At 70.4% G+C, this 22,435-nt stretch carries 17 protein-coding genes and 1 pseudogene; 9 read left to right on the top strand and 9 right to left on the bottom strand.

The genetic code is table 11. From position 1 onward, the window contains the following. Positions 1 to 148 precede the first annotated feature (148 nt). Together ABZ857_RS41700 and ABZ857_RS41695 are read right to left on the bottom strand one after the other, a co-directional pair. Positions 149 to 1,891, bottom strand: a complete 1,743-nt coding sequence (locus ABZ857_RS41700; RefSeq protein WP_357055666.1) for a thiamine pyrophosphate-binding protein — start codon at positions 1,889 to 1,891, stop codon at positions 149 to 151. Positions 1,892 to 1,893: 2 nt separating this feature from the next. Then, on the bottom strand, positions 1,894 to 3,339 hold the full coding sequence (locus ABZ857_RS41695) for an aldehyde dehydrogenase family protein (RefSeq protein ID WP_357055663.1): 1,446 nt from the start codon (positions 3,337 to 3,339) through the stop codon (positions 1,894 to 1,896). 303 nt (positions 3,340 to 3,642) lie between these two features. Between ABZ857_RS41695 and ABZ857_RS41690 the strand changes: the two genes are divergently transcribed. From ABZ857_RS41690 to ABZ857_RS41680, 3 genes are all read left to right on the top strand, one after another. Beyond that, a complete protein-coding gene (locus ABZ857_RS41690; protein ID WP_357055660.1) occupies positions 3,643 to 4,407 on the top strand; it encodes an IclR family transcriptional regulator in 765 nt (254 codons plus the stop codon). A gap of 89 nt (positions 4,408 to 4,496) precedes the next feature. Then, positions 4,497 to 5,714 carry a CoA transferase gene (locus ABZ857_RS41685; RefSeq protein WP_357055657.1) on the top strand — a complete coding sequence of 406 codons (1,218 nt, stop codon included), beginning with the start codon at positions 4,497 to 4,499 and terminating at the stop codon, positions 5,712 to 5,714. Continuing rightward, complete coding sequence (locus tag ABZ857_RS41680; protein WP_357055654.1) at positions 5,711 to 6,487, top strand: citryl-CoA lyase; 777 nt, start codon at positions 5,711 to 5,713, stop codon at positions 6,485 to 6,487. Before ABZ857_RS41685 ends, ABZ857_RS41680 begins: the two co-directional genes overlap by 4 nt. A gap of 159 nt (positions 6,488 to 6,646) precedes the next feature. Here the strand turns inward: ABZ857_RS41680 and ABZ857_RS41675 are convergent, their stop codons facing one another. After that, positions 6,647 to 8,797 (bottom strand): PQQ-binding-like beta-propeller repeat protein, encoded by a 2,151-nt coding sequence (locus ABZ857_RS41675; RefSeq protein ID WP_357055652.1) that lies wholly within the window; start codon positions 8,795 to 8,797, stop codon positions 6,647 to 6,649. Positions 8,798 to 8,986: 189 nt separating this feature from the next. On the opposite strand from ABZ857_RS41675, the gene ABZ857_RS41670 reads away from it, so the two are divergent. After that, positions 8,987 to 9,952, top strand: coding sequence for a ThuA domain-containing protein (locus tag ABZ857_RS41670; protein WP_357055649.1), 966 nt, complete (start codon positions 8,987 to 8,989; stop codon positions 9,950 to 9,952). A gap of 25 nt (positions 9,953 to 9,977) precedes the next feature. Here the strand turns inward: ABZ857_RS41670 and ABZ857_RS41665 are convergent, their stop codons facing one another. From ABZ857_RS41665 to ABZ857_RS41640, 6 genes are all read right to left on the bottom strand, one after another. Next, positions 9,978 to 10,649 (bottom strand): TetR family transcriptional regulator, encoded by a 672-nt coding sequence (locus tag ABZ857_RS41665; RefSeq protein ID WP_357055645.1) that lies wholly within the window; start codon positions 10,647 to 10,649, stop codon positions 9,978 to 9,980. Between the two features lie 40 nt (positions 10,650 to 10,689). Beyond that, positions 10,690 to 12,552, bottom strand: coding sequence for a TIM barrel protein (locus ABZ857_RS41660; RefSeq protein WP_357055642.1), 1,863 nt, complete (start codon positions 12,550 to 12,552; stop codon positions 10,690 to 10,692). 10 nt (positions 12,553 to 12,562) lie between these two features. Next, positions 12,563 to 13,417, bottom strand: coding sequence for a shikimate dehydrogenase (locus ABZ857_RS41655; RefSeq protein WP_357055639.1), 855 nt, complete (start codon positions 13,415 to 13,417; stop codon positions 12,563 to 12,565). Next, complete coding sequence (gene aroQ, locus ABZ857_RS41650; protein WP_357055636.1) at positions 13,414 to 13,869, bottom strand: type II 3-dehydroquinate dehydratase; 456 nt, start codon at positions 13,867 to 13,869, stop codon at positions 13,414 to 13,416. Before aroQ ends, ABZ857_RS41655 begins: the two co-directional genes overlap by 4 nt. A 91-nt stretch (positions 13,870 to 13,960) precedes the next feature. Continuing rightward, positions 13,961 to 14,746 (bottom strand): N-acyl homoserine lactonase family protein, encoded by a 786-nt coding sequence (locus ABZ857_RS41645; RefSeq protein WP_357055633.1) that lies wholly within the window; start codon positions 14,744 to 14,746, stop codon positions 13,961 to 13,963. 73 nt (positions 14,747 to 14,819) lie between these two features. Beyond that, positions 14,820 to 16,160, bottom strand: coding sequence for an MFS transporter (locus tag ABZ857_RS41640; RefSeq protein WP_357055630.1), 1,341 nt, complete (start codon positions 16,158 to 16,160; stop codon positions 14,820 to 14,822). Positions 16,161 to 16,700: 540 nt separating this feature from the next. On the opposite strand from ABZ857_RS41640, the gene ABZ857_RS41635 reads away from it, so the two are divergent. The 5 genes and pseudogenes from ABZ857_RS41635 to ABZ857_RS41615 all read left to right on the top strand — a co-directional run. Beyond that, positions 16,701 to 17,885, top strand: a complete 1,185-nt coding sequence (locus tag ABZ857_RS41635) for a hypothetical protein (protein WP_357055627.1) — start codon at positions 16,701 to 16,703, stop codon at positions 17,883 to 17,885. A 312-nt stretch (positions 17,886 to 18,197) separates the two neighbouring features. Continuing rightward, the gene (locus ABZ857_RS41630) at positions 18,198 to 19,964 is read left to right on the top strand and encodes a ricin-type beta-trefoil lectin domain protein (protein ID WP_357055624.1); all 1,767 of its coding nucleotides are present in this window, start codon (positions 18,198 to 18,200) and stop codon (positions 19,962 to 19,964) included. A 281-nt stretch (positions 19,965 to 20,245) separates the two neighbouring features. Beyond that, positions 20,246 to 21,271 (top strand): LacI family DNA-binding transcriptional regulator, encoded by a 1,026-nt coding sequence (locus ABZ857_RS41625; RefSeq protein WP_357055621.1) that lies wholly within the window; start codon positions 20,246 to 20,248, stop codon positions 21,269 to 21,271. Between the two features lie 692 nt (positions 21,272 to 21,963). Beyond that, positions 21,964 to 22,089 carry a hypothetical protein gene (locus tag ABZ857_RS41620; protein ID WP_357055618.1) on the top strand — a complete coding sequence of 42 codons (126 nt, stop codon included), beginning with the start codon at positions 21,964 to 21,966 and terminating at the stop codon, positions 22,087 to 22,089. Positions 22,090 to 22,091: 2 nt separating this feature from the next. Continuing rightward, positions 22,092 to 22,435, top strand: a pseudogene (locus tag ABZ857_RS41615) (SGNH hydrolase); the annotation flags it as partial.

Here is a 22,435-nt window from a genome sequence, read left to right as displayed (position 1 = left end):
TCACCTCGTTACGAGAGGGGGGTGGTGGTGCGGGGCCCGGCATCTCGCGGACGCACGGGCGTAATGTACGAACGAGTACGTTAGTTATACGACGCCACGTCGCCGCGGGGAATCTCGAAAGCGCAACGGTTGGCGGCGGCGGAGCGGGTCAGTCGGCGAACACGCCGTGGTAGATGTCCTTGATGTTCCAGTGCCCCGGCGTAGGCACCGGTTCGTTGACCATCGGCACGTCGATCACCGCCGGCCGGCGGGCGGCCAGGGCGGCACGCAGCGCGGCCGGCAGGTCCGCCGGACCGGCGACCGAGTACCCGTCCGCTCCGCACGAGCGGCCGAACGCGGCGAAGTCCGGACTGTACGCCTCGCCCTCCGGCGTGCGGAAGTCACACCCGTAGCTCTGCCCGTAGCTGGCCGACTGCAGGTCGGAGATCGTGCCGTGGGCGCGGTTGTTCATCACGACGAAGACGACCGGCGCCCCCTGCTCGACGGCCATCGGAACGGCGGGCAGCTGCGCGCTCATCCCGCCGTCCCCGATGAGGGCCACCACGGTGGCATCCGGCCGGGCGATCTGCACGCCCACCGCGGCCGCCGGGCCGAATCCCATGGTGGAGGCGCCACCGGGGGTGATGAACCTCCCCTCGGGCGGCAGCTCGTAGCACTGCGCCACACCGTTCTTGTTCCAGCCGACGTCGGTGACCAGGATCGTGTCCGCCGGCACGGCGTCGCGAAGGTCGGCCAGGATGCGCTCGGGCCGAAGGGGGAACTGCTCGCTGGTGCCTCGTTCCCGGCTGGCCGTGAACAGCTCGCGGCGTGCGGCTCCGATCTCCTGCCGCAGTTCGGGCCTGCTGACCGGACGCCGCGCCTTGACCGCGTCCGCGATCGCCCGCAGCGCGAGCGTGACGTCGGCGACGGCGCCGATTTCCACCGGGTAGTTGCGGCCGATCTCCGCCGGATCGATGTCGATCTGGATGAGCCTGCCCGGCGGGAAGGCCCAGGTGTAGCGGGGATCCCAGGAGCTGGCGTCGGTCTCGGCGAAGCGGGTGGCCAGTGCGAGGACGACGTCGGCCTCGCGGGTGTAGCGGTTGGTCAGCTCCAGGCCCCAGAAGCCCGGCATGCCCAGCACCAGCGGATGCTCGTCGGGCACCGCGCCCTTGGCCATGAGCGAGTGCACCAGGGGGATGTCCAGGTGCTCGATCAGGGACAGCAGCGCGGCGCCGCCGTCCTCTCCCCTGGCCCCGCCGCCGAGGTAGACCAGCGGGCGCTCGGCGCCGGCCAGGGCGTCGGCGATGCGCTCGGCCACCGCCTGCGGCAGGTCGGGCGGGGCCGCGAGCCGCACCGGCGGGCGCGGACCGGCCGCCAGCGGACGGGAGAACAGGTCCATCGGCACGTTGACCATGACGGCGCCCGGCCGGCCCGAGGTCGCCGTCCAGAAGGCCCGCTCGACGTTGCGGAGCAGGTCCTCGGCCCGATGGGTCTCCCAGGCCCGCTTCACGAACGGCCGGACGATCGAGGTCTGGTCGGCGTCGGCGTGCAGGTTCACCTCCTGATGGGGGTGCCGGCCGCGGTAGTAGGACGGCACGTCGCCCGCGATCACGACCAGCGGGATCGAGTCGAGCGCCGCGGTCATCACGCCGGTGACCGCGTTCGTCAGGCCCGGGCCGACGTGCACCAGCAGGACCCCGGGCTTGCCGGAGGCGCGGGCGTAGCCGTCGGCCGCGTGCGCGGCGGCCTGCTCGTGCCGGGCGATGACGAACTCGATGGGGCTGTCGCGGAGGGCGTCCAGCACCGCGATGTTCGTGTGGCCGCACGTCCCGAAGACGTACTCCACTCCGAGGTGTTCGAGCTGCGCCACCAGCGCGTGGGCGGCGGTCATCGGCGTTCCCTCTGTTGTCATGATCATTCCCCCCACACGGAGACGCCGCGCAGGAGCAGCGTCTTGACGACGGTGAAGTCCTCCAGCATCCACCGCGGCGACTCGCGGCCGATGCCGGAGTCCTTCACGCCGCCGAACGGCACGTGGTCGAGCCGGAAGTTGGAGGAACCGTTGACGACCAGGCCGCCCACCTCCAGCTCGCGCCAGGCCGTCATGATGCGCCGGATGTCGTGGCTGAACAGTCCCGCCTGCAGGCCGTACCTGCTGCGGTTGCACTCGGCGAGGACCTCGTCGAAGCCGTCGTACGGCAGGACCGCGACGAGCGCGCCGAAGACCTCCTCGCGCACCAGCGTGGCGTCCGGCGGCGGGCCGGCCACGACCGTGGGCGCCGCCACGGCACCGTTCCTGGTGCCACCGGTGGTGACGACGGCCCCGCGGTCGCGGGCCTCGGCGGTCCAGCGGACGACCCGCTCGGCGGCCTCCTCGTCGACCATCGACCCCACGTCCGTGGCCGGATCGAGCGGGTCGCCCACCACCAGCGACCGCACCTGCGTGGTGAACGTCTCGACGAACTCGTCGAACCGGCTGCGCTGGACGTACACCCGCTGGACCGAGATGCAGCTCTGCCCGGAGTTGCTGTAGCCGGTGGCCGCGCAGATCCTCGCCGCCCGGTCGATGTCGGCGTCCTCGCAGACGATGGTGGCGGCGTTGCCGCCCAGCTCCAGCGCCAGCCGTTTCGGCCCGGCCGCGCGGGCCACGGCCGCGCCGGTCGCCGCGCTGCCGGTGAAGCTGACGACCGACACCTCGGGCGCGGCGCACAGCGCGGCGCCGAGCGCGCCGTCTCCGTGCAGCACCTGTACGGCCTCGGGCGGCATTCCCGCCTCCAGGAGCAGGCCCACCAGCGCGGCGGAGACGGCCGGCGCCTGCGGGGGCGGTTTGACCAGCGTCGTGTTGCCCGCCGCGAACGATGCGCCGAGCTTGTGGGCCAGCAGGTTGGCCGGGGCGTTGAACGGGGTGATCGCCAGCGCCACGCCCGCGGGCGCCCGGTAGGTCAGGGCCGTGGTGCCCGCACCGCGTTCCCAGCCCGCGACGGGAAGCACCTCCCCGCCCAGGGAACGGGCCTCGGCCGCGCACACCGCGAACGTGTCGGCCACGCGCGTCATCTCGCCCCGGCCGTCCTTCAGCGGCTTGCCGAGTTCGAGGGCGAGCAGGCGGGCGAACTCGTCCCTCCGTCCGATCACCATCCGCGCCGCCTCTTCCAGGACCGCCGCCCGCACCGCGGGAGTGAGCCGGGCCACGGTTCTCGCCTGCTCTCGCGCGTACCGGCGGGCGGTGGTCACGTCGTCGGGCCCGGCGATCCGAGCCTGGCTGACCACGTGCCCGGCATAGGGGCCGGCCCGTTCGAGCCACTCCCCCTCGGACACCCACTGACCTGCGATGAAACAGCCGGCTCGGCTGATGCTGTCCAAAGACCTCTCCTCAAGCTGATCCGCTAAGCGGTACTTATGGACCGCAGTGTGGACTGGGTGTTAACGTACGGGTGCCCGGACGTTCTGGCAATAGGAAGTTTCAGAGCCGTTACGGGCACGGCATCCCGGCCGCTGGGAGTGCCTGGCAAAGGCTGCCCGCCGTGCGCGTGGAGCCGGACGGACGCGTCGCAGCGATGTCGCGGCGACGCACCATCCGGACCAGGCGCGCAGGGCATGATTTGTCCGACGCGACCGAGGTCGCGGTGACACCACCGCGCCATCCCTACTGTCTAGTGAGGACCTGTGCCTTCATCCGAATCCGGCGAAGCCGGCGGCGTCCGCAGCGTGCAGCGCGCGTTCGAGATCCTGTCGCTGCTCACCGAGGACCGGCCGGCGATCACGATCAGGGAGGTCGTGGAGGCCACCGGCCTGGCCAAGACGACCGCGATCCGGCTGCTCCAGACGCTGGAGCAGATGGGGCTGCTGTGGGCCACGCCCAAGGGCTACACCGCGGGCCCCGCGTTGTGGCGCTGGGCCCACCTGGCCAAGCGGGCGTGGGAGCTGCCGCCGGAGACCCAGGCCATGATGCGCCAGCTCGCGTTGCGGCAGGGCGAGACCGTCAACCTGTACGTCGCCCGCGGCATCTTCCGGGTCTGCGTGGCCCAGCAGGAAGGCACGCAGGCCCTGCGCCACGTCGTACGCATCGGCGACGAGCTGCCCATGTGGGCCGGAGCCTCGTCGAAGGTCCTGCTCAGGGATGCCAAGCCGGAGCTGCTGGAGCGGATCGCGGCCACCTCGCCGCACGGAGCGGCACACCTGGCGACTCTGCGGGACTGGATCGCCGAGGCGACGCGGGCCGGATACGCCACCAGCCACGGGGAGCGGGACACCGGTCTGTCCGCGGTGGCCGTTCCGGTCGTCGCCGCGTCGGGCTCGGTGGTGGCCGCGCTGACCCTGAGCGGACCGACCCAGCGTTTCACCGAGGACCGGGTCCGGGAGTTCGCCAAGGAGCTGGCCGACGTGGCCCGCCGCATGTCGGAACGGGGCTTCGACCACCCGCTCGCCTAGCTCGCGGCGAGCGTGCGGGGACAACGACTTTCCACAACCACGTGACAAGACGGCGTCGTCCGTGACGGCGCCGCTGGAGGTGTGCCCGAATGCAGGAGTTACCCCTCGCGGGGATCAGGGTCGTCGACCTGACCAACGTGCTCGCCGGACCGTACTGCAGTTATCAGCTGATGCTGCTGGGCGCTGAAGTGATCAAGGTGGAGGTGCCGGGGCGAGGCGATCTCGCCCGCCGTCTGGGCGCCGAGACCGAGCTCAACGAGGCCGGCATCGGCGCGTCGTTCCTCGCGCAGAACGCGGGCAAGAAGTCCGTGGAACTGGATCTGAAGGACGACGCCGGACGTGCCGCCTTCGAGGAGCTCGTCGCCGGCGCCGACGTGTTGCTGGAGAACTTCCGCGCCGGGGTGATGGCCCGGCTCGGTTACGGCTGGGATCGCCTGCGCGAGCTCAACCCGCGCCTGGTCTACTGCGCCATCTCCGGCTTCGGGCAGAGCGGGCCGATGAGCACCGCGCCCGCGTACGACCAGATCGTGCAGGGGCTGTCGGGGATGATGAGCATCACCGGCACCCCGGAGACCGTGCCGCTCCGGGTCGGATTCCCCGTGTGCGACACGATAGGCGGCCTGTCGGCGGCCATGGCGGTGTCGGCGGCGCTCGCCGGGCGGAGCCGTACGGGCCGGGGGTGTTTCCTCGACCTGTCCATGCTGGAGGCGTCCATCTCGGCGATGGGCTGGGCGGTGTCGAACCTCCTCATCAGCGGGATCGACCCCGAGCCGATGGGGCGCCAGAACGCCACGGCGGCGCCGTCGGGGACCTTCGACGCCGCCGACGGCCCGCTCAACATCGCCGCCAACCGTCAGGAGCAGTTCCTGAAGCTGTGCCGGGTGATCGGGCGTCCCGACCTGGCGCAGGACTCCAGGTTCGCCACCCGTGAGGCGCGCAAGCGCAACCGGGAGGAGCTGAACGCCGAGCTCAACGCCGTGCTACGCACCAGGACCGCGCAGGAGTGGGAGCAGGACCTGTCCGAGGTGGGCGTCCCCGCGGGGCGGATCCTGACCCTGCGCCAGACCCTCACCCTGGAGCAACTGGCGCATCGGGGCTTCTTCACCGAGTTGCCCTTCCCGGACGGCTCGGCGCGGCGGCTCACCGTCGTGAGCAACGGCGTCGTGGTGGACGGCCGTCCACTGGGGCCGTCCGCGCCGCCTCCGCTTCTCGGCGAGCACACCGCGGATTTCGTACCGGCACCGGCCGCTCCGGCGATCTCCGATGCGGCTCCGGCCGCCGCGGCGGGGAAGGCGGCCACTTCATGAGCCACGACACGCTCGGCCAGGCCACGGCGGCGGCCGACTGGTGGGCGACCGGTGTGTCGCGGATCGCCCCGGACGTCATCGAGCTGCGCGGACTACCGGTTCAGGAGCTGATCGGCAAGGCCGGGTTCGCCGAGATCGTGTGGCTGATGCTGCGTGGCGCGCTGCCCGAGCCCCGGCAGGCGGCGCTGCTGGAGGCGGCGCTCGTGTGCTCCGTCGACCACGGCCCGCACGCTCCCTCGATCGCGGTCGCCCGGATGGCCGCCACCTGCGGCGTCGGCCTCAACAGCGCGGTCGCCTCCGGCGTCAACCTGCTCGGGGACTCCCACGGCGGGGCCGGTCAGCAATGCGTCGAACTCCTGGAGGACGTGCTGGAGCGGGGGTCCGCGGAGGAGGCGGTGGCCGCCTGGCGTGCCCGCAGCAGATACCTGCCGGGCTTCGGCCACCGCTTCCACAGCAGGGACCCGCGTCGCGATCCGCTGCTCGGCCTGGTGGAGGAGGCGGTCGCCGGCGGCGTCGTCCCCGGGCGCCATCTGCGGGCGGCACGCGAGGTGGAAGAGATCCTCAACAGGGGCAGGAGCAGGCCGGTCCCGATGAACGTCGACGGCGCGACCGCGGTCGTCTACGCCGAGCTCGGCTTCCCCGCGCCGCTCGCGAGAGGCCTGTTCGTGCTCAGCCGCAGCGTCGGCATCCTGGCCCACGCCTGGGAGGAGTCCCAGCAGGGCCGCCGCAACAAGGGCCCCATCCCGCCGTCGATCCTGCCCACCCAGCTCTGAGGTCGGAGGAGGGCCGGGTCGCCGGCCCTCCTCTTATCGCCTCCGCCCCTCCTTCTTGTGCCTCCGGCGATGCGAAACGCGTCCGGAGGCTCGTCGGCGCACCATGCCGAAGCGCCCGCCGCGAGGTCACGGCGGGCGCTTCCGCGTTCGTCCTGGGGGTCAGTAGACGACGATCTTGCCGGTGCTCTGCGGGAAGATCGCGTCGTTGTAGAAGAACTCACCCGGGGTGTCGAAGGTGTGGGTGAACGACTGACCGGGCATCAGCACACCGCTGTCGAACTCGTACTCGAAGAACGAGACGGCGGCGTGCGCGTAGGCGTTGTCGGCGGGGTTGACGAAGGTGACGGTCGTGCCGACGGGGACGCGCAGATGCTGCGGCGCCATCGCGTTCTGCGCGACCGTGTTCTCCTTGGCGCCGGGGCGCTGGGTGGCGTTGTCCCAGACGCGGCCCAGGGTGACGGTCGTGCCGTTCACGGCCGCGACGCGGATGTCGTTGCGCTTCTTCGGGGGCACGGGGGCCGGCGCGGGCGGGACGGTCCCGCCGAGCTTGAACGCCCACAGGTGGTCGCCGCGCGGGATGTCGGGATAGGGCAACCCGTTGCCGCCGGCGAACACCGCGATGTACTGCTCGCCGTCGATCTCGTAGCTGACCGGGCTGGTGTGCACGCCCGCGCCGCACTGGAAGCTCCACAGGACGTCGCCGTTGGTGTCGTCCATCGCGTGCAGGACGCCGTCCGGACCGCCCTGGAACATCACTCGGCCCGCCGTGGTCAGAATGCCGTTGCCGTGGGCCAGGGACCATTCCCGGTCCAGCGTCCACACCGGCTTGTTCGTACGGGGATCCACTGCCGCGATCCCGCCGGCGAAGTACTCCCCCAGCGGCCGGGAGGTGTTGACCCGCCCGTCCCTGGAATTGGAGAAGCCCGAGTTGATCAGGCCGTACCCGACGTAGATCCAGCCGGTCTCGGGGTTGAACGACAGGTGCGCCCAGTCGCCACCGCCGCCCGCGCCGGGGAAGATGATCGTGGCCCGGTCCCAGTGCGGCGTGTAGAGGCCGCCCCAGGCGTAGAACGGCACCGGGCGGGTGGCGTTGTCGAAGCGCGGAGCCTGGGGGATGAACGACTCGCCGCCCGGGAACGGCTGGGTCTTGGACGTCTTCTGCCGCTCGTCCTGCGGCACCGGCCGCTCCTCCATCCCGTGGAGCGGCTCGCCGTTCGTCCGGTCGAGGATGTAGAACATGCCGACCTTGCTGCCGTAGACCACGGCCTTGCGTACCCGCTTGTCGATCTTCACGTCGATCAGGACCGGCGCCATGACGTTGTCCAGGTCCCAGATGTCGTGGTGCACCGACTGGAAGTGCCACCTGCGCTTGCCCGTCTTGGCGTCCAGGGCGACGATCGAGTTGGCGAACAGGTTGTCGCCACCGCGGCTCGACCCGTCGAGGCGGGGATAGGAGCCGCCGAAGGTCCAGTAGACCAGCCCGAGTTCGGGATCGATCGCGGGGTGGATCCAGGGCACCGCTCCCCCGGTCTTCCAGGAGTCGCCCTCCCAGGTGTCGTTGCCGAACTGCCCCTCGCCGGGCGCGCTCCAGAAGATCCAGGCGATCTCACCGGTGGCGGCGTCCAGCGCGTACGCCCGGCCGCGGGCGCCACCGGTGCTGCCCTGCATGCCGACGTAGATCAGGCCGTCCCAGTGGACGATCGCCCCGGCGAGGGTGCCGGTGAGACCCCCGCACTGACCGTTGGACGGGTCGCAACCGCTGTCGGCGCCGCCCGCCTCGCCCTCGGTCATCAGTTGCCTCTGCCAGACGACCGCCCCGGTGTCCTTGTTCAGGGCGTAGACGATGTTGGCGCCCGAGGTGGAGAACACGAGGCCCTCCGCGACGGCGACGCCGCGCATGTTGGTGGTCTTCGTGCCCAGGTTGGTCTTCCACTTGATCTGTCCGGTACGGCCGTCCACGGCGAAGACGTTCTGCTGGGTCGTCTGGACGTAGATGACGCCGTCCTGGACGACGCAGGTGCTCTGCTGCGGGCTGGCGGTGCTGCCGCCCTCCAGGTTGACGTGCCAGGCCCCGCCCAGCTTCTTCACGTTGCGGGGGGTGATCCGCTTCAGGGTCGAGTGGTTGGTGTTGGCGAGGTTGCCGCAGACCTTGGGGTAGTCGCGGCCCGCTTCGCCGAACGCCTTGGGCTGGCGAGGCGCCGGTACGGCGAGGTCGTCCTGCACGTCGGCGCGGGCGGCGGCGGGGACGGTCAGCGCGGCCGCACCCGCCGTGACGCCGGCGGCGCCGGCCAGGAATCGTCGTCTGTCCACGGGAGCTCTCCTATGGTCCATAGAATGGACCTATAGATCCGTTTAATGGACGCACAATAGGCCGGTTGGAACCCGGAAACAAGAGGTTTCATAACCATCACAAGGGGTTGTGGTGACTACAGGGAGGTGGTTACCTTCGACCTCTAGATGGTTCTGATGGTCCATCTAGCGGATCGAGAAAGGCCTCCCATGAGGATCAGACGCTCCACCCTGTTCACCGCCGCGCTCTCCGCCGCGGCCGCGGCGACCGTCGTCACGCTGGCGGCTCCCACCTCGGCCGGCACCACCGCGGGCAACCCCCGGGGAGCCACCAATCTCGGCGACCCGGACTACGGCGTCTGCCGCGGCGTGGATCCACGCTGCTATCACGACTGGGGCAACTTCGACCCGGCCAAGGGCTACCGCGTCCTCGTCTACACCCGCACGGCCGGCCCCCGGCACGCGCACCTCGGCACCGCGCTCGGCCCCGGCCTCAACCCGCCGCTCAACGACAACAACGTCGCCGTCAAGGCGGTGATCAAGCTCGGGCAGGAGAACGGCTTCGCCGTCGACTACACCGAGGACGTCACCCAGCTCGCCAGCGCCCAGACGCTGCTGAAGTACAACGCCGTCATGTTCCTCAGCACGACGCGCGACGCCCTGGACGACGGCGCGCAGACCGCGCTGCGGCAGTACATCCGCGCGGGCGGCGGCTTCATCGGCGTCCACAACGCGTTCGGCACCGAGTACAACTGGCCCTGGTACGAGGGCCTGCTCGGCAACGCCAACTTCTACGACCACGGCCCGAACCAGCCGGGCACGGTCGAGGTGGTGGACAAGCACGACGCCTCGACCGAGGGCCTGCCGAAGCGCTGGAACTTCACCGACGAGTGGTACAACCTGGTGCCCTTCCCCACCGAGGTGCGGTTCCTCGCGCGGGTGGACGAGACCACCATGCCGCAGGGCACGCGCGGGAACCTCGGCCACCCCGGGCACGGCGGCGACCACCCCGTCTCGTGGTGTCAGTACTACGACGGCGGGCGCTCCTGGGTCACGACCCTGGGGCACGACGTCAAGGCATGGACCGACGAGCCCATGGAGGGCGACCAGTACTTCCTCCAGCACCTCCTGGGCGGGATCAAGTCCGTGCTCGGCATGGCGCCCTTCTGCAGGTAGAAGGCACACCGGGAGCGCGCCGCGGTCACGTCGCGGCGCGCCTGCCCGCCCCGGTCAGGTAGGCCACCACCATCTCTCCGATCATGGCGCGCTGCCGCTCGCGGTGCTCCGGCGCGGTCATGTCGCGGCCGAACAGGGCGCCGAAGGTGTGCTGGTTGGAGATGCGGAAGCAGCAGAAGGCGCTGATCATCATGTGCACGTCGATGGCGTCGGCGTCGGTGACGAAGACGCCCTGGGCCTGCCCGGCGTCCAGGATCCGGGAGATCAGGTCCAGCACCGGGGTGCCCAGGTTGGCCAGCACCTCGGATTTGCGGATGTGCTCGCCGTGGTGGATGTTCTCGATGCTGACCAGCTTGATGAAGTCCCGGTGGGCGTCATGGTGGTCGAAGGTCAGCTCCGCGAGCGTGCGGATCGCCTCCACCGGCGCCAGATGCTCCACGTCGACGGTCCGCTCGACGGCCCGGACGTCGGAGTACGCCTTCTCCAGCACCGCGACGTACAACTGCTCCTTGCCGCCGAAGTAGTAGTAGATCATCCGCTTCGTGGTGCGGGTGAGCGCGGCGATCTCGTCCACCCGCGCCCCGGCGTACCCGTTCCTGGCGAACTCCCGTTGCGCGACCTCCAGGATCTCCGCCCTGGTCCGCTCGGCGTCACGTAAGCGATCCCCGGGGGGACGGGTGGCGGGCTGGGAGGACATGACGCTCCACTGAGGCCGGTGAGTCAGGGTCGGCCTCATCCTATTGCCGTCCCGCCGACGGTACGGGGCCGTGCTGGACGGCGAGCCGGATCGGCGCGTTCTGCGCCCCGTACCCCTGGTATCCGCCGAATCGCTGGACGACCTCGAAGAACATCCGGCCGGCGGTGACCGTGTACAGGTGCAGGAACTCCCCCGAGGCGTCGCGGTCGTACAGCAGGTCGAGCTCCCGTAAGGTCCGCAGCCGCTCCGGGGCGAGGTCGTGCCGGGCGCGCAGGTCGTCGTAGTAGTTCGCGGGGACGGGCAGCACCAGCCCGCCGACCTCACGCAGTCGCCGGGCCGTGGCGAGGATGTCGCGGCTCGCCAGCGCGACGTGCTGCCAGGGAGCGTCGGGAGCCGAGGGATGGCCGCCCACGTAGCCCACGTTGATCGCGATCCTGACCGTGCCGCCGGCGTTGGTCATCGCCCGGCTGCGCAGCAGTCCGTACGGGTCGGGCAGTTCGAGGCTCTCCTGCGGGGTCAGTCCGAGCACGCCGCGGTAGAACAGGGCGGCCTCGTCGAAGTGGTGCCAGGGCTGGGTCAGCGCCACATGGTCGATGTGGGTGATCTCGTCGCCGGGCCGTCCCGCCCGGACCGGGGCGAAGTCGCCGGTCCAGCTCGGGTGGTCGGGCTGTGCCGTACGGCAGAAGAACAACGCGGTGCCGTCGGGGGCCGCGACCGCGTCGAGCGGCGCCTCGCCCGGAGCACGGCGTCGCGGCAGCACCGGTGACAGCAGCGACTGGGCGCGTTTGACCGATCCGGCCGGATCGGGTGACTCCAGCCCGATCGCCGCCACCGCCGGCACGTCGGCGGGCTCGCCGGTGTTGAGCAGGATCCGGGCCTCCCCCTGCTCCCACAACTGGACCGGCTTACCCCTGTGTGTGCCGGTGTGGGCGAACCCGAGCGCCACGAGCAGCGGTTCCAGCGCGTTCCGTCCCGGCGCGGCCCCGGCCGGCGGTGGCGCGGCGGTCTCGGGCATGGCCAGTTCGGCGAAGGCGAACCCGGTGGGCTGCACGGGCGGCGGCGGAACGGCGAGCGCGGCGGCGTCCGGCAGCCGCGCGGCGGTCTCCTCCTCCAGGGCGATCAGCGAGCGCATCGCGTCCACGGCGGTGCGGGCGGTGTCCGCCTGCCGGAACACGTCGTTGAACACCTCCAGCGACAGCGGACCGCTGTAGCCGGTGCGCAGCACGTGTGCCAGCAGTCCGGCGAGGTCGAAACCGCCCTGACCGGGGAAGCAGCGGTGGTGCCTGCTCCACTGGAGGACGTCCATCGCCATCAGCGGCGCGTCGGCCAGTTGCAGGAAGAAGATCTTGTCGCCGGGGATGGCCTCGATGCCGCCCGGATCGGAGCCACGCGACAGGATGTGGAAGCTGTCCAGGCAGGTGCCCAGACTGTCGTGGTCGGCCATCCGGACGATCCGCCAGGCGTGCAGATACTCGTTGACGTGCCGCCCCCAGGCCAGGGCCTCGTAGGCGATCGTGATGCCGTGGCCGGCCGCCGCCTCGGCGAGCAGGCGGAGTTGCCCTGCCGCCAGCGCGTCGTCGTCCACGGCTGCGGCGCTGACATTCGAGCAGACAAGCAGCCGGGTGACGCCGAGTCGTTCCATGACCGCGAACTTGTGCCGGGCCCTGCGCAGGTTGCGTTCGAGCAGGTCGGCGGGGACGGCCTCGAAGTCCCGGAACGGCTGGTAGAGGTCGATGCTCAGGCCGAGGTCGGCGGCCCGCGCACGCACCTCCTCCGGCGACATGGCGCTGGCGGCCAGGTCGTTGTCGAAGATCTCCACGCCGTCGAAGCCGGCCGCCGCGATGGCGTCGAGTTTCTCGGCCAGGGTGCCGCTCAGCGACACCGTGGCGATGGCCTTGCGCATTGGCGGCTCCTCAGGCGGCGACGAGGTCGGTCATGTGGGCGAGCATCCGTTCCGCGTCCGGCTCGCGGCCGGTGAACAGGCGGAACGCATGGGCGGCCTGGAAGACGACCATGCCGCCGCCGTGGAGCGTGCGGCAGCCGATCGCGCGGGCCTGCCGCAGCAGCGCGGTCTCCAGCGGCCGGTACACCACGTCGGCCACCCACAGGTCCGGCGTGAGCAGTTCGGCGGGCAGCGGCAGGCCGGGATGCGCGGCCATCCCGGTGGGAGTGACGTTGACCAGCCCGTCGGCCCCCGCGAGCAGCGCGGGCAGCCGGTCTGCCGTGGCGGCGACGGCGCGGCCCGTCCCGAAGCGCCGGGCCAGCTTGACGGCCAGTTCGACGGCCCGGTCCTGCTGGACGTCCACCAGCGTCACCCGGTCGGCTCCCAGGGTCAGCAGCGCGTGCGCCACCGCCGAGCCCGCCCCGCCCGCGCCGAGCTGCACGACCCGGCGGGTCGCCGCGTCGGGCAGGCCGCGGGCGAACGACTCGGCGAACCCGGTCCAGTCGGTGTTGTGCCCGACGGCGCGGTCGCCGTCGAACACCACGGTGTTCACCGCGCCCAGCTTCTCGGCGTCGGGCGACAGCTCGTCCAGATGCTCGATGACCGTCTGCTTGCAGGGATGGGTGATGTTGAGCCCGGTGAAGCCGAAACGGCGGGCCGTCGTCACCAGATCGCCGGCGGCCTCCGCGGGCAGCCCGAGTTCGGCGATGTCGATCAGCCGGTAGATGTAGCGCAGGCCGTGGAAGCCGGCCTCGCGCTCGTGCAGGGGTGGGCTGAGCGAGGGTCCGATCCCCGCCCCGATGAGCCCCACCAGAAATGACGTCATCGTCCTTCCTTCTTCAGGAGCACGGCCGCGTGGGCGAGGGCGAGCGCGTAGCCGTGCGCCCCCGCGCCGCAGATCAGCGCGTCGGCGACCTCCGACACGTACGAGTGACGGCGGTACGGCTCCCGCCGGTGGATGTTGGTCAGGTGAACCTCGACCACGGGCAGTCCTGCGGCGGCCAGCGCGTCCCGCAGCGCGACGGACGTGTGCGTGTAGCCGCCCGCGTTGATCACGATCGCGTCCATCTCGCGCCCCGCCTCCTGCACGGCGTCGATGAGCACGCCCTCATGGTTGCTCTGCCGGAAGTCGAGGGCCAGGCCGTGCTCGCGGGCGGCGGCGAGCGACAGTGCCTCGATGTCCGCCAGGGTCGTGGTCCCGTACACCGCGGGCTCACGGCGGCCGAGCAGGTTGAGGTTGGGCCCGTTGAGGACGAGTACGCGGGGGTCGGGCGGCATCGGCGCTCCCTTATGTACGAACTAGTACGTTACTTTTATAGACCAGCCCGGCCGGTGTGGAAAGCCGCACCGGCCGGCGCCGGCGTAAGGGTCAGGCGATGACCGCGACCCGTCCCGTCAGGGCCTCCGAGAAAGGCGGGTGCACGGCCAGCACCTCGGGATCATGACCGGGGAGGATCAGCTCCGGCCCTCCGGCCAGCTCGTTGATGCGGTCGAAGGCCGCGTACATGCCGGTCATGCTGTGCAGGATCGCGAAGGGCCGGTCCTCGCGGATGTTCTCGTAGTAGTGGCTCGCGTCGGAGGCCACGACCACGTCGCCGCGCGCGGTGGCGATCCGGACCACCTGCATGCCGGCGGTGTGCCCGCCCACCAGGTGGACGCTCAATCCCGGGAGAAGCTCCACGTCCCCGTCGACGAGGAGCAGCCGGCCGTCCTCGCCCGCCTTCAGAAGGTGGCCGACGTCGTCCCGGTCGAGCAGCCACTGCTCGCGGGTGACGCGCTCGGCCCATGGCCCCGTCCAGTAGTCGAGCTCCGACCGCTGCAGGACGTATCGAGCACGGTCGAAGTCGCGGGCGGTCCCGGTGTGGTCGTAGTGCAGGTGCGTGAGGATCACGTGATCCACCGACGCCGGGTCGACGCCCATCTCGGCCAGCGTCCGCGCGGGCGAGGCCAGATAGGTCATCCCCGCGATGCCGGCGGCGCGCTCCGGACGGATGCCGCTGTCGATCAGCACGGTGTGGTTCTCGGAGACCGCGAGCCACACGTAGTAGGCCGTGGGATGCGGTTCATCCCAGCGGTCGTCGTATCCGTGGAAGTGCTGGCCGCGGCGGCCCTCGCGCTCGGCGTACCGGATGGCGTGGACGCGGAACTCACTCATGCCACCTCCTCGCCTTCGGCTCGGAGTGGCATTCGCCAGACACTGTGCCTATTGATTCGCTCGCTACGCTCGCTCATGCGGGCACCTTGACCCGCGCCGCGCCCACGAGACCGAGCTCGTCGGTGGGCACCCGATAGGTCTCCCGCGCCGTCGCCACCGCCGCCACGTTGACCAGGCACAGCAGTGCGGTGAAGGCCGCGACCCCGAACCAGCTGTCTGGGCCGGTGCCCGCGACGGCGGTGGCGATCGTGGGCGCGAACCCGGCGATCGCGAAGCCGATCTGGGTGCCGACGGCCATCCCCGACAACCGCACGCGGGTGCTGAACATCTCGCCGTAGAAGGCCGGCCACACGCCGCTGGTCGCGCTGTGCACGACGCCGAACATGAGGATGCCGATCACGAAGATCAGCAGGTAGTCGCCCGCCGAGATCGACCACAGGTAACCGAACATCAGCAGCGCGCACCCCAGCGAGCCGCCGACGAACACGGGCTTGCGGCCCACCCGGTCGGAGAGCCTTCCGAACAGCGGGATGGCGATCAGGGCGGCCACGTTGGCCAGGACCCCGACCCAGAGCATGGGCGTGCGGTCGAGCTTCATCGTGTTCACCGCGTAGGACAGCGCGTGAACCGTGAAGATCGTGCTGACGGACGCGATGACGGCGGCCACCACCACCCGCAGCACGTCCTTCCAGTGGTCGCGGAACAGCACGGCCAGCGGCATCTTGGCGACGCCGCCCTCGGCCACCTCCTGCTCGAAGGCGGGAGTCTCCTCGAGGGTCCTGCGGATCAGCAGACCGACCGCGGCGACCACCAGGCTGAGCCAGAACGGCACCCGCCAGCCCCAGGTCAGCAGCTGGTCCTCGGGGAGCGCCGCGATCGGGAGGAAGACGGCCGTGGCCAGGATCTGCCCGGCCTGGGTGCCGTTGAGCGTGAAGCTCGTGTAGTAGGCGCGGCGTCCTGGCGGGGCGTGCTCCAGGGTCATGGAGTTGGCTCCGGCCTGCTCCCCCGCCACCGAGAAGCCCTGCAGCAGCCGCAGCACGACCAGCAGCACGGGGGCGAGCACGCCGATGTCGGCGTACGTCGGCAGGCAGCCGACCAGGAAGGTGGACAGTCCCATCAGGACCAGCGTGGCGACCAGCACCCGCTTGCGGCCGAACTTGTCACCGATGTGCCCGAGCACGAAGGCGCCCACGGGACGGGCCAGATAGCCGACGCCGAAGGTCGCCAGCGCCAGCAGCGTTCCGGTCGCCGGGGCCGACTCCGGAAAGAAGATCTTGCTGAAGACCAGCGCTGCGGCGGTGCCGTAGATGAAGAAGTCGTAGTACTCCAGGGCGCTGCCGATCCACGCGGCGAGCGCGGCCTTACGGGGCTTGCCCGGTGCGGCATGGGGACGGTCCTCGGGAACAGCCGACACGGCGGTCTCCTCTGTGACATCGGGCGGCGACCCGGGTCGCGCGCGAAGGGGGTGGGGTGACCGCTGAGAACGGGGGTGCCGTGTCGGGCCAGGGGCTCACCCATAGCAAAGTTACCTATTGAGGGATAACAGGATGCCAAGCCCTGTCTGGTGCGGGGTGTCCGTTCCAGTGCGACTTGTGACGTTGAAGTTAACTCACTAGTTCGTTCATTACAAGGGTGGCCGTGAGAGGTCCTTCACAGTCCACCCCGCCCCAGCCCAAGGTCTACCCGCGCTGATCCCCTGGGCTGCGGTCACTCTGATCCGGTCACCGGCTCTCCCGCCTCCAGCCGTGCGCCGCCACCGGCCGAGGTGGCCCGGACGCTCGGTTCCCGCGTCCATGGCAACTTCGGCCCATCATCCCGCCCAGGTGGTTGCGTCACCCCGCCGTCGCGTTCCTTGTCCTGCCGCCCGACGCCGTCACCACCGTGCACAGTGGTCAGGCGGTCGATTCGACTGACCGGCATCCGGACCAGCGTCCAAGGAACGGACAGCGACACGATGACGCAGCCCGGCGGTTACGGCCTGCCCGGTTCGCTGAACCGAGTGCTGACCGACGTGGCAGCGGAACGCGCCGCCCAGGACGCGATGTGGGGCCCGCAGGAACACCCCGACGGCACCGGGCCCGCGTACGAGCCCGAGGCCGACCTCGCCAAACGGGCCGTGACCGACGCCTCAGCCGAAGGCCGGCCGACCTGGCGGCACATCCTGCACGAAGAGGTGCTCGAAGCGTTCGCCGAGGACGACGCCGACCGCCTGCGCACCGAACCCATCCAGGTCGCCGCGGTCGCGGTCAAGTGGGTCCAGGACCTCGACAGACGCGCCGTATCGCCCGGCGGACCTCGAACCGTTCGAAAGATGGCGGAACTGATCGCGCACGACGCCCTGCCGCTGATCCGCCGCGCCTGGTCCGGCGACGCCGGGCCCATCACCGACGTCTTCCTCGCCGCCCGCGCCCAGATGACCTACCTGCCCCGCCTGCACTCCGACGAGCAGACCCAGGCCTGGATCACCGACGTCATGCTCCCGGCCACGCAGGTGTGGGTCGCCGAGCTACACGGTCAGGTTGTGGGCTGCGTCGACGACGCCCGGGAGCCGGGCCCTTCCGGCCTGAACGAGTCGCCGACCTGCGCCTTCCCCGATGCCCTCGCGCATGAGGTCCGCGCCGCCGTCCGCGTCCTGCCCAAGGCCCGCTTCTCTCCGGTGGGCTCGTTCCGCGCGACCGTCGGCGACGACCGGGTGACCATCCCCGGACGGATCTACAACCCGGAAGTCTCCCCTGAAAGGCTCGACGGCCTGACACCGCTCCAGCGGACGATCCTGCACTGCCTCTACACCCGCCACCACGACGGCTTCGTGCGTCAGCACCACCTCAAACAAATCATCGGCAGCCTTGAACCATGGGTCCTCCCCTACGTCGTTCATCTCGTCGGGGAATACGTCCTGGAGATCGTGGCCGACATCGACGCCGCTCTCGGCGACCTCGGCGTCCCGGGTTCCCCCGCCCACCTGGCCTACAGCCGTTTCCTCACCGACAATCCCCGGCTCTTCGCCCTCATGCGGCAGCGCGTGGCGAGCTACTGGGCCTGCTACCACCGCGGGCGGTTCCCTCGGCTCGCCGATTATCCGGGGCACCGGCTCATCGCCGCCATGTCCGCCGCCGGCGCTTTCACCACGCGCGACTGATATCAGGGCTTGCCGAAGCACTGCGGCGAAACGATTCGAAACCAGCCATGAGCTGAAAGTTTCGCGCCCCAACCCGAAGAACCATCACATGTTCAGGTATCGGGTCATATGGCCTTCATACACGGGACACATGTGATTGACATGCCTTCTCGCCCAAATCTACCCTGTGTGCGAATCGATTCGACAGCGCCGCCCGCGTTGAGACCGCCCGTTCGCTTCACCCGACCGCCGGACGGCGACACCACAGGCTCCAGGACGAGGCCCGCGGCTCATCCTGCGATCCCCACCCCCCTTCCGTCGAAGGAGTCACGAGTGAACATCACTTCCGGTTGGCGGCATGGACGCCGCCGCGGCCTGGCCGCCCTCCTCTCCGCCGCGACGCTCGTCGTCGCGACCGTCGTCGCGACCGCCGCGCCGGCCCAGGCCGCCAACGAGTCCATCACCGTCGACTTCTCGGTCGCGGGTGGTTCCCCGGCCTACCGGGCATCGGGGTGGATCTACGGCATGACCGAGAACGCGGCCGCGCCCCCGGACAACTACTTCACCGACGTGAAGTTCCGGTACATGCGCGCCGGCGGCGCGCAGCTCGACAGCCCCGGCGGATGGGTGTCGGGCAAGTACGACCGCCGCTGGAACGCCACCCGCGCCCAGCTGCTGCGCACCCGGTCGCTGGGCGGCCAGTTCGTCCTGCTGGTGCACGACCTGTGGGGCGCCGACGGCTACCCGATCTCGCGCTTCCCGGGGGACGGCGGCAACTGGACCGACTACGACAACTTCCTCACCCGCGTCATCGACGACGTGCGGGCGACCGGCGCTCCGGTCCAGTGGGACATCTGGAACGAGCCCAACATCACCCTGTTCTGGAACCGTCCCCAGTCGCAGTACTTCGAGATGTGGCGCCGCGCCTACCAGCGCATCCGCGCCGCCTTCCCCTCTCACCTGATCGTGGGCCCCAGCTGCGCCTGCGTGCCGTCCACCAGCGGCTGGTGGACCCAGTACCTCGACTACGTCAAGGCCAACAACGTCGTGCCCGACATCGTCAGCTGGCACTCCCTGCCCGGTGACCCCGTTTCCAACGTCGCCACCGCCGACACCACTCTCAACTCCCGCGGCATCGCCCACCCCCGCCCGTACCAGATCAACGAGTACGGGGCGTCCAACGAGCAGAACCCCGCCGACGGCGCCTGGTACATCGCACGGCTGGAAAGAGCCGGCGCCGACGGTCTGCGGGCCAACTGGGCCGGTGGAAGCAACCTGCACAACGACCTGGCCAGTCTCCTCGTCCACAACTCGGCGGGGCAGTACTCCCCGAAGGGCGAGTGGTGGGTCTACCGCTTCTACGGCTCGCAGACCGGCCAGATCGTGTCCGTCACCCCCAGCACCTCCTACGACGCGTTCGCCACCAAGGCGAGTGGGAACGCGAAGATCCTGGTCGGCGGAGGCAGCACGACCGGGAACGTCGCCGTCAACCTGCAGCGTCTGGACACCACGAGCGGCATCGTGCAGAACAACCAGGTGCGGGTGGTGGTCGAGCGCGTTCCGTACAACGGCGGCGGCGCGGTCCAGGGACCCGTCACCGTCCAGAACACCGTGGCGACCCTGTCCGGCAACGGCACGACCGTCAACCTGCCGCACACCGCCATCGACGACACCTTCACGATCACGCTCCTGCCCCCCTCGACCGGCGGCGGGTCGACGTCGGCGTTGCGCAACGTCAACGCAGGCCGCTGTCTCGACGTGCCGAACCTGTCGCGGACGAACGGCACGCAGCTCCAGTTGTGGGACTGCAACGGCCAGGCCAACCAGCAGTGGACGTACACCTCCTCCCGGCAGCTGCAGGTGTACGGCGACAAGTGCCTGGACGCCGAGGCCGCCGGAACCGCTAACGGCACCAGGGCGATCATCTGGGACTGCAACGGGCAGGCCAACCAGCAGTGGAACGTCAACGCCGACGGCACCATCACCGGCGTGCAGTCCGGCCTGTGCCTTGAGGCGAGCAACTTCGGCACCTCGAACGGCACGAAGGCACAACTGTGGTCCTGCACCGGCACGACCAGCCAGAAGTGGACCCGAAGCTGATTCGATGACCGGCGTCGCCCATTCGCTTCGCCTGTAGCCGCCACGCCGGTTGGACGTGCACCGCCCGTCCAACCGGCGTCCGGCCTCGTGGGCTCACGGCCCGCACGCAGGACCCGCACGCTTCGTCCCCCGAGGAGTCGAATCGGTTCGCATGCTTCGAAGCCTGTAGACGGCACAGTCAACGGGGCCGAGTAGAAGACCGCAGGATTCGCAGACGTCATTCCACGCGCTCGATTCGACCCTACGATGTGCGTATCGGTCGGATCAGGTGAGGAGCGCCGGTGAACATCGGGGAGATCGCCAAACGGTCGGGCGTGGCGCGCAGCACCGTCTCCTACGCCCTCAGCGGCAAGCGCCCTGTGTCGGAGGAGACCCGCCGGCGCATCCAAGCGGTCATCGACGAGCTGGGCTACCGGCCCAACGCCGCCGCCAAGGCACTCAAGGAAGGCAGGACCCACACCGTCGGCCTGGTCATCCCCCCTGCCAGCCGGCGCCTGACCGACATGCAGCTCGGCTTCGTGGCCAGCGTCGTCGACGCCGCCGCACGTGCCGACCTGGACGTCCTGTTGTCACCGTCCGGGGGCGAGCACGACCGGTCGTTCGAGCGTGTGGTCGGCGGCAGGCGCGTGGACGGCGTCATCCTCATGGAGATAAGGCTGGAGGACGACCGGGTCACCCGCCTGCGGCAGGCCGGGCTGCCCTTCGTCGGAATCGGCCGCACCAGCCGCCCCGAGGAGCTCTCCTGGGTGGACATCGACTACGAGAAGCTGATCGCCAACTGCGTGCACCACCTCGCCGACCTCGGGCATCGCCGCATCGCCCTGGTCAACCGCTCGGAGGAGCTGGTGGCGGCCGGGTACGGTCCCGGCCACCGCGCCCAGGCCGGTTTCACCAGCGCGATGGCGGAGCGTCGTCTGCACGGTGTGCAGACGTGCTGCGCCGACGACGCCCAATCGGGGGTGTCCTGCGTCGAGCGGCTCCTCGACGAGCACCCCGACCTGACCGCCATCGCCACCATCAACGAGGCCGCCACCCCCGGGATGTACCACGCGCTCGCCCAGGCCGGCCTGGTCGTGCCCCGCGACTTCTCCATCGCCGGCGTCTCCGCGCGGCACTGGGCGGAGAACCTGCATCCTCCGCTCACGGCCGCCGACGTGCCCGCCGGCGAGCTCGGCGCCCGCGCCGTCGAGATGCTCATCCGGCTGATCGCCGATCCCGCCACCCCGCACGGCCATTTCCTGGTCGCGCCGCCCATCTCCCTGCGTGGCACGACCGGACCCGCGCGCGCCCGGGATCACCGTTCCTGACGCCTTCACTGCGGCACGCCCGGCCGTCATGCGAGTGCTTCCCCTCGCGCCGGCTGTCGCACGCGGGCGGCGCGGGAGTTCGGTCACACCGCGGTGATGGCCCATCGGAGGTTGGTGCCGCAGTACGGCGGCCCCTGCCGTCCGCCACCGCCCCGCAGGAGACGACCGTCCGGGCAGTCACTCTGGAAACCATCGCGAAACGCGTCAAGAACAAGACAGATCGTTTCGATGACCACAAGAGAAGCTCTGGCCGTCACGCTGGCATTTCTTCCGATCGTTGCTGAGTGAAATTTCGTCAGCCCTCGCGGAAGGCTCGATCGACTCGCCGGCGCCGGCGCGTTGTCGTGAAACTTTCATTTCCCGCACCCCGCAGCGGTCGAGGCCCGCCTCAGTCGCAGCAGATGAGGCACCCCGGCAGACCGGAGGGCCGGCCGGAGAGGGACGGGAGCCTTGACGCGGGATCGGCGCGTCGTATTTGCTCCGCCGCACCACCACCTACGTCGGCGGGGAGAGGAGGCGCGGCCTTGTAGGCGTTGATGTTAGCGTTAACAGGATTCCGCCGGAATCAAGGCGGCTCCTGCGCGGGCCGGGCGACGAACCGGCCCCCTAGTCCACCCTCTGCATGTGAGCGGTAACAGCGCAGTCTGTCCCGCACGCTCCACAGTCTGTCCCGCACACTCCCAGGAGCACCTATGAAGATCGCATGCCTTCTGCGCCCGGTCGGCGCCGGAGTCACCGTCGTAGCCGGCTCGGCGAAGGCCGGCCGGGGTTCCGCCATGGGCCGAACCGGCCTCACCGACATCCGGTTGGAGGGCTGACCGTGCGCACGTGGAGACGGTGGTCGACCGCGGCACTGCTGGCCATGGTCGTGGCGGTGACGGGCACGCTGATGGGCACGGGTACCGCCATCGCGGAGTCGAACGGCGGGGTGCGGGTCATGCCGCTGGGCGACTCGATCACCGAGGGCACCCAGGTGCCCGGCGGCTATCGGATCGGGCTGTGGCAGCGCCTGGCCGCGGGCCGTTACACGATCGACTTCGTCGGGTCGCAGTACAACGGGCCCGCGAGTCTGGGTGACCACGACCACGAGGGGCACCCCGGGTGGCGGATCGACCAGATCGACGCCAACATCACCGGCTGGCTGCGGACCTTCACCCCGCGCAC

This window comes from Microbispora sp. NPDC046933, assembly GCF_040644635.1.
In the GTDB taxonomy this organism is placed as follows: Bacteria; Actinomycetota; Actinomycetes; order Streptosporangiales; family Streptosporangiaceae; genus Microbispora.
Note: the sequence above shows the minus strand (reverse complement) of the source record. Positions and strands in the feature narration are given on the sequence as shown.